This is a genomic window from Kitasatospora sp. NPDC024654, assembly GCF_055559155.1.
This window is the reverse complement of record NZ_JBVHLF010000031.1, coordinates 63,890-74,724: the sequence shown is the minus strand read 5'-3', so window position 1 is coordinate 74,724 and position 10,835 is coordinate 63,890. Positions and strand designations below refer to the sequence as shown.

The window sequence follows — 10,835 nt, the reverse complement described above, 5'->3', positions numbered from 1 at the left end:
TCGCCCCCCCCCCCCCCCCCCCCCCCCCCCCCCCCCCCCCCCCCCCCCCCCCCTCTCCTCCCCCCCCCCCCCCCCCCCCCCCCCCCCCCCCCGCCCCGCGTTTCCGTCGGTCCGGCGGGCGTGCCGACGTTGAAAACCAACTAGATGGTTGCGCGGTTCGATGATCTCGGATAGCGTCAGTGACGTCGAGCCGCGCATCGCCCAAGTCCGGCGAACGCCCCACTTCCCAGGGTCAGTTGCGGCTTTCCTGAACACTCCCTCGGAAGAAACCGGAGAAGGCGATGACAGTTGACGAGACATCAGCTCAGGTGGTCCTGGTCAGCGGCGCAACTGGCGGTATGGGCAGCGCGATTGTCGAGGAGCTGGCCCGCACGGGCGCCACGGTGGTCCTGCTCGGCCGCGACCAGGAGCGCCTGGACCTGGCGGCCCGGTCCGTCGCCGAACGGACCGAGGTACCGGGCCGGCTGGTCACCCGCGTGGTGGACATCAACGACGGCGCCGCAGTCGACGCCGCGGTCGCCGACGTCCTCGCCGAACTGGGCCGGATCGACGCGGTGGTCCACGCGGCGGGCGACGGCCCGGTCGCCGCGCTGGCCGAGGCCACCGACGAGATGTGGCACACCACCTTCAACGGCAAGCTGATGGGTGCCGTCCGGCTGACCCGTGCGGTGGCCGGCCCGATGGCAGCCCAGGGCCACGGCCGGATCGTGCTGGTGGCCGGCGTGTTCCGGGCCACGCCCGATCCGCTCTTCCCGATCAACAGTGCCGTCAACGCCGGCCTCGCCGCCTTCGCCAAGGCGGTCTCCAAGGACCTCGGGCGCTCCGGCATCCGGGTCAACGTGGTGGACCCGGGCGCCGTGCGGACCGAGCTGTGGAACGAGATCGCCAAGGAGTTGGCGGACCGTTCCGGCGGCACCCCGGCGGACGTCGACGCCCAGGTGGTGGCCGGCACCCCGCTCGGCGCGCTGACCCGGCCCAGCGACGTCGCCGGGCTGGTCGGCTTCCTGCTCTCACCCGCCGCCGCCCAGATCACCGGCGCCGCGATCACCGTCGACGGCGGCGCCTGCCCCGCGTTGTAGTGACCGATCCACCGTGAATCCCCCCGCCCCGAGGAGAAGACCATGCCCATCCTGACCGTCACCACCTGGCCGAACCAGACCGACGAGAAGTGCCAGGAACTGATCGAGGAACTGACCACGACGGTGCACAAGGTCACCGGAGCACCGTTCGACAAGATCACCGTCTACATCAACGAGATACCGCAGAACCGCTGGGGCGAGGGCGGGGTGCTCGGCACCAACCCCGAGTTCGCCGAACTCAGCCGCCGCCGCACCGTCTGACCCGCCCACCCCTCCTCACCCGAAGGTAGCTCCGATGGCTCTCACCATCTCGCGGAACGCCCCGGCCGCGGCCCGCCCCAAGTCCGCCCCCACCGAATCCCCCTCCACACCACCCACTCCTCCCACCGGCCGCACGTCGTCGGCCATCGTGCTGGCGGCCGCGCTGCTCAGCTTCTTCACCATCTCGCTGGACGGCTCGGTGGTGAACGTGGCGCTGCCGGCCATCGGGCACAGCCTGCGCGGCGGAATGTCCTCGCTGCAGTGGGTGGTTGACGGCTACACCCTGATGTTCGCGGCCCTGATGCTGTCGGCCGGCGCGCTCTCCGACCGGATCGGCGCCAACCGGGCGTACGCCGTCGGGCTCGGCGCCTTCACCCTCGCCTCGGCGGCCTGCGGGCTCGCCCCCGGTCTCGGCACCCTGATCGGTGCCCGGATGGTGCAGGGCGCGGCCGCGGCCATCATGGTCCCGACCTCGCTGGCGCTGATCCGACAGACCTACTCCGACGCGGGCAAGCGGGCCCGCGCGGTGGCGATCTGGACCGCCGCGGGTGCCGTGGCCGTCGCGATCGGTCCGGTGGCCGGCGGTGCGCTGACCACCACGCTGGGCTGGCGGTCGATCTTCTTCCTGAACCTCCCGGTGGGTGCGATCGGCCTGGCGCTGCTGGCCCGCATCCCGCGCTCGCCGCGTCGTCAGGCGCCGCTGGACATGGTCGGCCAGCTTTCCGTGATGATCTCGCTGGCGACCCTGACCTACGCCGTGATCGAGAGCGGCCGGGTGGGCTTCGGCTCCCCGCTGATCATCGGGATGCTGATCGCCTCCGCGGTCGCCATGGGTGTGTTCCTGGTCGCCCAGGCTCGCCGGGCGCAGCCGATGGTGCCGCTGGGCCTGTTCCGCAACCGGACCGTGCTGGTCTGCATCGCCGCCGGCTTCACCCTCAACGCGGTCTTCTACGGTGTGATCTTCCTCTTCGGGCTCTTCTTCCAGCAGATCCGCGGTGAGTCGCCGGTCAGCGCCGGTGCGATGTTCATCCCGATGTGCGGTCTGATCGCCGTGGTGAACATGGCCAGCGTCAAGCTGGCGGCCAAGACCGGTCCGCGGGTGCCGATGGTGCTGGGCCAGCTGATCATGTGCGCCGGCTCGTTGCTGCTCTTCGCGGTCGGGTCCGGAACGCCGGTCTGGGTGCCGGTGCTGCTGCTGGTCCCGATCGGCATCGGTGGTGGCACGGCCGTCCCGTCGCTGACCGCGGTGCTGCTGGAGAGCGTCCCGGCCGAGTGGGCCGGCACCGCCGCCGCCGTCCTCAACACCTTCCGCCAGGTGGGCGGTTGCCTCGCGGTCGCGGTCTTCGGTGCGCTGATCGCCAACCGGGCGACCTTCCAGCACGGCCTGCACATCAGCATGGTCGCCTCGGTGATCATGCTGGCGGTGACCGCCGCCGCGACGCTCTTCATGCTCCCCCGCTCCGGTAGCAGGACCAACGCCTGACGCCTGGTCACCGCTCGCCGTAGGCACGAGACCTGAACCGCCCGATCCCGGGCGGTTCAGGTCTTGTTGTGAGCTGGCTCACATGTATAACATACCTTCACGAAGGTATTATTGGTCCATGATTCGATGTGCTCCGATGGAGGAATCGCCATGACCGCGCTCCGGGAGAGATCCGCCGAACTGGTCAGGATTCGCGAGCAGGTGCTGGAGGGCCCCACCCCCGAGGCGACCGCTCAGCAGCACGCGCGGGGCCGGCTCACCGCCCGCGAACGCATACAACTCCTACTCGACGAGGGCTCGTTCACCGAGATCGAGCCGCTCCGCCGGCACCGGGCCAGCGGCTTCGGCCTGGAGGCGAAGCGGCCTTACACCGACGGCGTGATCACCGGCTGGGGTCGGGTGCACGGCCGGCCGGTCTTCGTCTACGCGCACGACTTCCGGATCTTCGGCGGCGCGCTGGGCGAGGCCCACGCGCAGAAGATCCACAAGATCATGGACCTGGCGGCCGCCGCCGGCGCCCCGCTGGTCAGCCTGAACGACGGCGCCGGTGCGCGGATCCAGGAGGGCGTCTCGGCGCTGGCCGGCTACGGCGGCATCTTCACCCGCAACGTGCTGGCCTCCGGGGTGATCCCGCAGATCAGCGTGATGCTCGGCCCGTGCGCGGGCGGGGCCGCCTACTCGCCGGCGCTGACCGACTTCGTCTTCATGGTCCGCGACATCTCCCAGATGTTCATCACCGGACCGGACGTGGTGCAGGCGGTGACCGGCGAACGGGTCAGTCAGAACGGCCTGGGCGGGGCCGACGTGCACGCCACCGTCTCCGGGGTGGCCGCCGGGGCCTACGACAGCGAGCAGGCCTGCCTGCAGGACGTCCGCTACCTGCTCTCGCTGCTGCCCGCCAACAACCGCGAACCGCCGCCGCACGTCGAGCCGTTCGACCAGCCGGACCGGAGCTGCGACGGGCTGCTCGACCTGGTCCCGGGCGAGCCGAACCGCTCGTACGACATGCACCGGGTGATCGAGGAGATCGTCGACGACGGGGAGTTCTTCGAGATCCAGCCGGGGTGGGCCGCCAACGTGGTCTGCGCGCTGGCCCGGCTGGACGGCCATGTGACCGGCATCGTGGCCAACCAACCCGCGGCGATGGCCGGCGTGCTGGACATCCACGCCTCCGAGAAGGCGGCCCGCTTCGTGCAGTTCTGCGACGCGTTCAACATCCCGTTGGTGACCCTGGTGGACGTGCCCGGCTTCCTGCCGGGGGTCGGCCAGGAACACGACGGCATCATCCGGCACGGCGCCAAGCTGCTCTACTCCTACTGCAACGCGACCGTGCCGCGGATCCAGCTGATCCTGCGCAAGGCCTACGGCGGCGCCTACATCGTGATGGACTCCCGCTCGATCGGCGCCGACCTCTCACTGGCCTGGCCGAGCAACGAGATCGCCGTGATGGGCGCGGAGGGCGCGGCCAACGTGATCTTCCGGCGCGAGATCGCGGCGGCCGACGATCCCGACGCCGTCCGGCAGCAGCGGATCAAGGAGTACCAGGCCGAGTTGATGCACCCGTACTACGCGGCCGAGCGCGGGCTGGTCGACGACGTGATCGACCCGGCCGAGACCCGGTCGGTGCTGATCCGCTCGCTGGAGATGCTCCGCGGCAAGCACGCCGAGCTGCCGTCCCGCAAGCACGGGAACCCACCGCTGTGAGCCGACCACCCGTCACCGCTCCGGTGTTGCGCGTGCTGCACGGCAACCCGAGTCCGGCCGAGCTGGCCGCCGTCACCGCCGTGCTGCTCGGCGCCGCCCGCGGCACCCGGCAGACCGCACCGGCCGCCCCGACCCGCACCGTCCGGTGGGACGCCCGCCGGCCGGCCCATCGCATCGCCACCTCCTGGCACACCGACCCGCGTCGCTGATGGACCGCGGCGCCGTTCGAAGGAGCACCATCATGTCCCCGACCGCACGTCCCTCCCGCGGCGCTCGCCTGGAGACGTACTCCGTCTCCGAGGTCGAGCGGATCAGTGGCCTGTCCTCCGACGAGCTGCACTGGTACGAGGAGTTCGGCCTGATCGACGACGTCGGCCAGGAGCCGGGCGGGCAGCGCGTCTACTCCGCCGTCAACCTCCGCTGGCTGGAGTTCCTCAACCGGCTGCGCTCCACCGGGATGCCGGTGGAGCAGATGCGCCGGTACGTCGAACTGGCCCGGGCGGGTGACCACACGGTGGCCGAGCGCAGGGCACTGCTGAGCGAGCACCGGCGGCTGGTGCTCGCCCACGTCGAGGAGCTCAACGCCACGGTCAACTACCTGAACTGGCAGATCTCCTTCTACCAGGAGAAGGAGGTGGCGATGGGCGGCCGCTGACTACAGCCGGGGCAGCGCCGCCGCCGCGTAGGCCTCGGCGGCCGTCTCCAGTCGCAGCACGCCGTGGCCGGCGATGGTGTGCAGGTCCCGCCACAGCCGCTGGAGTTCGCCGGCGCCTTCGCGGACATGGGCACCGCCGGTGCGCAGCAGCCGCTCGACGGCGGTGACCAGCAGATCCACGGCCACCGCGGCGTCCCGCTGGTTGCGGGCCACCAGCTCCTCGGTGACCGGGTCGGCGTCGGCCCGCCGGGCCGCCTCGGTGACCAGCAGCTGGGCGGCGTCGATCTCGGCTGACGAACGGAGCAGGGTCTCGCGCACCGCCGCGCTCTCCTGGTTCGGCCGGCCGCCGGACTTCCGCGCCGCCCAGACGGACCAGACCCGCAGCGCACGGCGGGCGGCGCCGAGCGCCGGCGCGCAGAACATCAGCCCGCCGGCCAGCTGGGCGGGCGCCTGGTGGCAGCGGGCGGCGTCCGGGTCGGTCGCGCCGGCCAGCAGGTCCGCGAGCAGGAAGGACCGGTGGGCCGGCACCGTGGTGGTCTCGACCAGCACGGTGTTGCTCCCGGTGCCGCGCAGTCCGACGCCGTCCCAGCTCGGTCGCACCGTGAGGTCGGCGGCGGGGACGGCCAGGACGCGGGCCCGCCGGCCGTCCTGGCACGGTTCCCAGGCGGCCAGCAGTACCCAGTCGGCGAAGTCCGCGCCGCTGGCGCACTGCCACTCGCCGTGCAGCCGCCAGCCGCCGTCCTCGGTCGGGACGGCGGTGCCGGTGGGCGGCGCGATGGCGGCGGCGATCCGGACGTCCGGCGTGGCTCCCCACAGCTCGCGCCGGCCGTCCGGCGGCAGCTGGGCGGCGAAGCGGCCGTGGGCGGCGAAGAGCGCGGCGCACCAGGCCGCCGAGGCGCAGCCCTCGGCCACGGCGGCGACCCGGGCGACGAGCTCGGCGAAGCCGCCCTCGGCGCCGCCCCAGCGGCGGGGGATGAAGTGCCGGGTGAACCCGGCGGCCACCAGGGCGGCCACGGTCTCCTCGGCCAGCCGCCGGTCGCGCTCGGCGGCCTCGGCGTACCGGGCGGCGAGCTCGGTGGCCCGGCTGATCTGGGCGTCGTCCATGTCGGCTCTCCTTGGCGTGCGTTTCGGGGGGGATGTTGCGATGGATGGATCTGTCGAACAGTCAGTTCTGTTTGAATGAAGTGGAGTTGGGCAGCTGTCCAGAGAGTCTAGAAAATTCCTTCATGAAGGTATCTTTGTTGAACGGTTCCTGTCGGTTCTGTTGAGGGAGGCAGTCGATGGTGAAGCAGGCACGGTCCCGGCACACGCACGAACAGATCCTGGACGCGGCCGCCGCCGAGTTCGCCCGGTACGGATACCCGGTCGCCAACCTGCAACGGGTGGCGGACCGGATCGGGCTGACCAAGGGGGCGCTGTACGGACACTTCGGCTCCAAGGAGCAGCTCGCCGAGGCCCTGGTGGGCCGACTCGACGAGCTGCTGGAGCCGCCGGGGCCGCCGGGCGCCCCGCCGATAGCCGAACTCCGGTCGCTCACCTGTGCGTTGGCCGAGCGGATCGAGGCGGACGTGCGGACCAACGCGGCGCTCCGGTTGGTGGTCGACGAGGCGCAGGCCGCGTCCGAGGAGCCGAAGTTCCTGGTGGAGGTGCACAAGCGCGCGCTCGACCTGCTGAGTCGGGAGGGGCTGGACGCGACGTGCCCGCCCGGTCCGGTGGCGGATTTGGCGGTCGCCGTGCTGGTCGGCGCCTACTACACCGCTCCGGCCGCCGACCGGCGCGGACTGGCTGAGCGGGTGAGGGGGATGTGGGACGTGTTGACGCCGTCAGTGGATCGTCGACCGTGACCGCTGCGACCAGCCGATGGTCGCGGTCGTGATCACGGTGCTGCCCTGGACGGCGTCGATCCGGAAGCGGCGGGCTGCCCGGTCCTCGTGCGGAGCGCGGTCGGGGAGCGGGCCGCCGGCCCGCCCGTCGTCCCGGACCACGAGGTGGATGGGCTGGTCCAGCTCGCCGAAGGCCAGGCAGTCGGCGGCCAGCGAGGTCAGCACGGCCGGGCGCGGGCCGGCCCGGTGCACCAGCAGGTGGCCGAGCTGGCGGAACCCCTCCAGCACGGCCATCAGCGGCACGTGGTCGCCCGGGTGGTCGAACAGGATCGCGTGGTTGAGGTCGAGCTCCAGTCGCCACTCGCCGTTGCGTTCGCCGCGGGCGAGGACGCTGTCCTTGGATCGCAGCCGCCCGACCGCGCCGGCCGGCAGTCGGTTGGCGGTGCGCCGGGTCGGCTCCTCGAAGGAGTGCGCTCGGACCGCTCGGCCGGCGCGCCCACGCAGTAACGAGTACCGCTTGGAGTCCACGGCGACCACCCGCAGGCTGCCCCGCCCGCACGGGCGGCCGTCCACGGTCAGCACCACCTGGAGCCGCATCCCGAACCGCTGGGGCGGCCGGTTGGCCTCCCAGCTCCACTGGGCCTGCAGCACCACCGGCACCGGAGCGGCGCCGACCCGCAGGTACTCGGGGTCGGTGATCTCGAAGTCCATGTCGCACCCGACGAAGTGGTGCGACAGCGGGACGGCGTAGTAGCGGTGCGCGAGGTAGACCAGCGACTGCCGGATCGTCTCGGCGAACAGCAGTGGGTCGCTCGTGCCGGCTGGGTCCGGGTGGTACAGGGCGTGGTCGCGCGGCCACTGCGCGGCGACCAGGAACCGGTCGGGGCCGACCCGCAGCGCGTCGGTGAGGAAGACCTCGGCGACCGCGGCGCGGTGCACCAGGTGGCGCGGTATCGGCTGCTGGAAGCTGAGCCCGGGTACGGTCACCGGCACCTCGGCGAGGTCCGCGAGCAATTTTTCGATCGGGTTGGAGTCGGTGGACGGAACCACCGCGTGGCCAAGCATGTTCTTTCCCCCAAAGAGACCGCTCAGACGATGAGGTCCAGCGCGCGTCCGCCGTGGCGGGCGCGCGGTGACGCCGAATATACCTTCGGGAAGGTATATTTCATAGGGCAGTAGAGTGCAGCCGCCCTACCGTCGCCACGCGGGTAGCAGCAGTCGGAAGACAGGAACAGAGGAAGTCATGACGAGTGGAAGCGGCCGACCGGCCACCCCGCGGTCACGCGGACGCACCGACCTCAAGCAGGAGCGCGCGGTGCGCACCCGCGGCCAGGTCCTGGACGCGGCGGCCAGCGCGTTCGCGAGGAAGGGCTTCCCCGCCGTCACCATCCTCGACGTCGCCGAGCTCATGGGTATGACGAAGGGCGCGGTCTACTTCCACTACCCCAACAAGGAGGCGCTCGCCCTCGCGGTGGCCGACGAGTTCTACCGCCGTCTGGGCGCCACCGGCGACACCGTGCGGGAGCTGGCGCTCTCCCCGCTGGAGGCGGTCTCCGAGCTCCTCACCCGTACCGCCCTCGCCTTCCGCGACGACCCGATGATCCAGGCGGGCGCCCGGCTGCAGATCGAACGCTCGCTGATCGAGGCCGACCTGCCCACCCCCTACGTCGGCTACACCAACCTGGTCGAGTCCTGGCTGACCCAGGCCCGCGACGAGGGGCAGCTCGCCCTCGACACCGACGCCGAGGTGATGGCCCGGGTCCTCATCTCCGCCTTCTTCGGTGCCCAGCACATCTCCTGGGTGCTCAGCGAGCGCGCGGACATCGCGGAGCGGGTGCGGGAGATCCTGGACGTGGTGATCCAGGTCCGCCGGGTCGGGTAGCGCCCGGGGCTGGTCGTGCTGCCGGGACCCGCGGTAATTCGAGTGCCGTGGGCCGGCGGTCTCCCTAGCATGTCAGGCACTTGACAGAGTGACTGGCGCGTGAGCGCCGGAGGGGGAGCGCCCGGTGGCCGAGGTACTCGCGGTGATGAGCCTTGTCGAAGACGCGGTGTCGGCCGCCATGGCCCGCGTCCTGTCGCCTGAGCCGGCCGAGCGGGACCCGCTGGTCCGAGCCTCCGAGCACGCCGACTTCCAGTCGAACGTCGCGATGTCGTTGGCGAAGCAAGTCGGTGTTCCGCCGGGAGAGTTGGCGCAGGCGTTGGAGCGGGAGCTGGCCGGCGGACCGGTCGGCGCGAGCCTGTCGGGGTCGGGGTTCCTCAACCTGACGGTGGCCGACGAGCGGCTCTGGGGCCAGGTCGAGGCCCGGCTGGCGGATCACCGGCTCGGCGTCGGCACGCCAATGGCCGCTTCGCGTACGGTCGTTGACTACTCGGCGCTGAGCATCGCCAAGGAGATGCACGTCGGGCACCTGCGGACCACGGTGATCGGTGACGCGCTGGTCCGGGTGCTGGACTTCCTGGGGGCGGAGGTGGTCCGGCAGAACCATCTCGGCGACTGGGGAACCCAGTTCGGCATGCTGATCCAGTACCTCGACGAACACCCGGAGGCCGGCTGGCGGGCCGGCCCGGCGGGCGCGGAGGCGTCGGGTACGGAGGCCTCGAAGCGGATCCCCGTCCTCGACGAGCTGTACCGGGCCGCGCGGCGGGAGTTCGAGCGGGACGCCGGGTTCGCCGAGCGGGCCCGGCTGCGGGTGGTGGCGCTGCAGTCCGGCGACGAGGCCACGCTGGCCGTCTGGCGGGAGCTGGTCGCGGTGTCCGTCCAGGCGTTCCAGCGGATCTACCACCGGCTCGGGGTGCTGCTGACCGAGCAGGACGCGGCCGGCGAGTCGACGTACAACCCGTTCCTCGACGAGGTGGTCGAGGAACTGGTCGAGGCCGGCATCGCGGTGGAGAGCGACGGCGCGCTGTGCGTCTTCTTCGACGACGTGACCGGTCCGGACGGCGCGCCGGTGCCGCTGATCGTCCGGAAGAAGGACGGCGGCTACGGCTACCCCGCCACCGACCTGGCCGCGCTCCGGCACCGGATCCGGCGGCTCGGCGCGGACCGGATCCTCTACGTCGTCGACGCCCGGCAGACGCTGCACTTCAAGATGGTCTTCGCGACCGCCCGGCGGGCCGGCTGGCTGACCGACCGGGTCGAGGCCGTCCACGTGCCCTTCGGCACGGTGCTGGGCCCCGGCGGCACGCCCTTCAAGACGCGCTCCGGGGAGACCGCCCGGCTGGCCGGGCTGCTGGACGCGGCGGTCGACGGCGTCCGCGAGGTGATGGCCGACAAGCCGCACGACCTGACCGGTGAGGCACTGGAGGCGGTGATCCAGGCCGCCGGGATCGGCGCGGTGAAGTACGCCGAACTGTCGACCTCGCGGGTGAAGAACTACGTCTTCGACGTCGCGCAGATGGTGTCGCTGCACGGCGACACCGGCGTCTACCTGCAGTACGCGCACGCCCGGCTGCGGACCATCCTCTCCAGGGCCCCGCGGGAGGCCCTGGAGAGCGCGATCGATCCCTCGGTGCCGCCGCACCCCGCCGAGCGGGCGCTGATCCTGCTGCTCGACGGCTTCGACGCCACCGTCCGCGAGGTCGCCCGGGAGCTGGAGCCGCACCGGCTGTGCGGATACCTCTTCGCCCTGGCGAAGGCGCTCACCGACTTCTACGGCAGCTGCCCGGTGCTGAAGGCGGAGACGCCGGCCCACCGGGCGAACCGGCTCGCGCTCTGCCGGCTCACCGCCGAGACGCTGGCCCGGGGCCTGGACCTGCTCGGGATCCGGGCGCCGGAACGGATGTAGTCATCGGGGCCGGTCCCGGCCGGGGGCGGGTGGTGCGGGGGAGGC

11 protein-coding genes are annotated in these 10,835 nt (G+C 72.0%); 9 read left to right on the top strand and 2 right to left on the bottom strand.

Translation table 11 applies throughout. The features are described 5' to 3' along the window. The first annotated feature begins 281 nt into the window (after window positions 1–281). The 6 genes from ACZ38L_RS19950 (at window position 282) to ACZ38L_RS19925 (ending at window position 5,182) form a co-directional block, all read left to right on the top strand. Window positions 282–1,079, top strand: coding sequence for an SDR family oxidoreductase (locus tag ACZ38L_RS19950; RefSeq protein ID WP_465694984.1), 798 nt, complete (start codon window positions 282–284; stop codon window positions 1,077–1,079). A gap of 42 nt (window positions 1,080–1,121) precedes the next feature. Beyond that, the gene (locus ACZ38L_RS19945) at window positions 1,122–1,340 is read left to right on the top strand and encodes a tautomerase family protein (protein WP_465694982.1); all 219 of its coding nucleotides are present in this window, start codon (window positions 1,122–1,124) and stop codon (window positions 1,338–1,340) included. A gap of 34 nt (window positions 1,341–1,374) precedes the next feature. Next, entirely contained in the window at window positions 1,375–2,823 is a 1,449-nt protein-coding gene (locus tag ACZ38L_RS19940; RefSeq protein WP_465694978.1) for an MFS transporter, read from the top strand. Between the two features lie 150 nt (window positions 2,824–2,973). Further along, complete coding sequence (locus ACZ38L_RS19935) at window positions 2,974–4,527, top strand: acyl-CoA carboxylase subunit beta (RefSeq protein WP_465694975.1); 1,554 nt, start codon at window positions 2,974–2,976, stop codon at window positions 4,525–4,527. After that, on the top strand, window positions 4,524–4,736 hold the full coding sequence (locus ACZ38L_RS19930; protein WP_465694971.1) for an acyl-CoA carboxylase subunit epsilon: 213 nt from the start codon (window positions 4,524–4,526) through the stop codon (window positions 4,734–4,736). Before ACZ38L_RS19935 ends, ACZ38L_RS19930 begins: the two co-directional genes overlap by 4 nt. A gap of 32 nt (window positions 4,737–4,768) precedes the next feature. Further along, complete coding sequence (locus ACZ38L_RS19925; protein ID WP_465694967.1) at window positions 4,769–5,182, top strand: MerR family transcriptional regulator; 414 nt, start codon at window positions 4,769–4,771, stop codon at window positions 5,180–5,182. Here the strand turns inward: ACZ38L_RS19925 and ACZ38L_RS19920 are convergent, their stop codons facing one another. Beyond that, entirely contained in the window at window positions 5,183–6,286 is a 1,104-nt protein-coding gene (locus ACZ38L_RS19920; RefSeq protein ID WP_465694962.1) for an acyl-CoA dehydrogenase family protein, read from the bottom strand. It lies immediately after the preceding gene. A 176-nt stretch (window positions 6,287–6,462) separates the two neighbouring features. Between ACZ38L_RS19920 and ACZ38L_RS19915 the strand changes: the two genes are divergently transcribed. After that, window positions 6,463–7,026, top strand: coding sequence for a TetR family transcriptional regulator (locus ACZ38L_RS19915; RefSeq protein WP_465694958.1), 564 nt, complete (start codon window positions 6,463–6,465; stop codon window positions 7,024–7,026). Here ACZ38L_RS19915 and ACZ38L_RS19910 read toward each other — a convergent pair. Then, window positions 7,006–8,070: a ScbA/BarX family gamma-butyrolactone biosynthesis protein gene (locus tag ACZ38L_RS19910; protein ID WP_465694954.1), complete on the bottom strand. Its 1,065-nt coding sequence runs from the start codon at window positions 8,068–8,070 to the stop codon at window positions 7,006–7,008. The genes ACZ38L_RS19915 and ACZ38L_RS19910 overlap by 21 nt on opposite strands. 178 nt (window positions 8,071–8,248) lie before the next feature. Between ACZ38L_RS19910 and ACZ38L_RS19905 the strand changes: the two genes are divergently transcribed. Together ACZ38L_RS19905 and argS are read left to right on the top strand one after the other, a co-directional pair. Next, window positions 8,249–8,887 (top strand): ScbR family autoregulator-binding transcription factor, encoded by a 639-nt coding sequence (locus tag ACZ38L_RS19905; RefSeq protein ID WP_465694950.1) that lies wholly within the window; start codon window positions 8,249–8,251, stop codon window positions 8,885–8,887. 124 nt (window positions 8,888–9,011) lie between these two features. Continuing rightward, window positions 9,012–10,790, top strand: coding sequence for an arginine--tRNA ligase (gene argS, locus ACZ38L_RS19900; RefSeq protein WP_465694946.1), 1,779 nt, complete (start codon window positions 9,012–9,014; stop codon window positions 10,788–10,790). Window positions 10,791–10,835 lie beyond the last annotated feature (45 nt).

Excerpts from the sequence above, each read along its gene's own strand:
- ACZ38L_RS19950 (WP_465694984.1), top strand. The coding sequence starts at position 282 with ATGACAGTTGACGAGACATCAGCTCAGGTGGTCCTGGTCAGCGGCGCA.
- ACZ38L_RS19945 (WP_465694982.1), top strand. The coding sequence starts at position 1,122 with ATGCCCATCCTGACCGTCACCACCTGGCCGAACCAGACCGACGAGAAG.
- ACZ38L_RS19940 (WP_465694978.1), top strand. The coding sequence starts at position 1,375 with ATGGCTCTCACCATCTCGCGGAACGCCCCGGCCGCGGCCCGCCCCAAG.
- ACZ38L_RS19935 (WP_465694975.1), top strand. The coding sequence starts at position 2,974 with ATGACCGCGCTCCGGGAGAGATCCGCCGAACTGGTCAGGATTCGCGAG.
- ACZ38L_RS19925 (WP_465694967.1), top strand. The coding sequence starts at position 4,769 with ATGTCCCCGACCGCACGTCCCTCCCGCGGCGCTCGCCTGGAGACGTAC.
- ACZ38L_RS19920 (WP_465694962.1), bottom strand. The coding sequence starts at position 6,286 with ATGGACGACGCCCAGATCAGCCGGGCCACCGAGCTCGCCGCCCGGTAC.
- ACZ38L_RS19915 (WP_465694958.1), top strand. The coding sequence starts at position 6,463 with ATGGTGAAGCAGGCACGGTCCCGGCACACGCACGAACAGATCCTGGAC.
- ACZ38L_RS19910 (WP_465694954.1), bottom strand. The coding sequence starts at position 8,070 with ATGCTTGGCCACGCGGTGGTTCCGTCCACCGACTCCAACCCGATCGAA.
- ACZ38L_RS19905 (WP_465694950.1), top strand. The coding sequence starts at position 8,249 with ATGACGAGTGGAAGCGGCCGACCGGCCACCCCGCGGTCACGCGGACGC.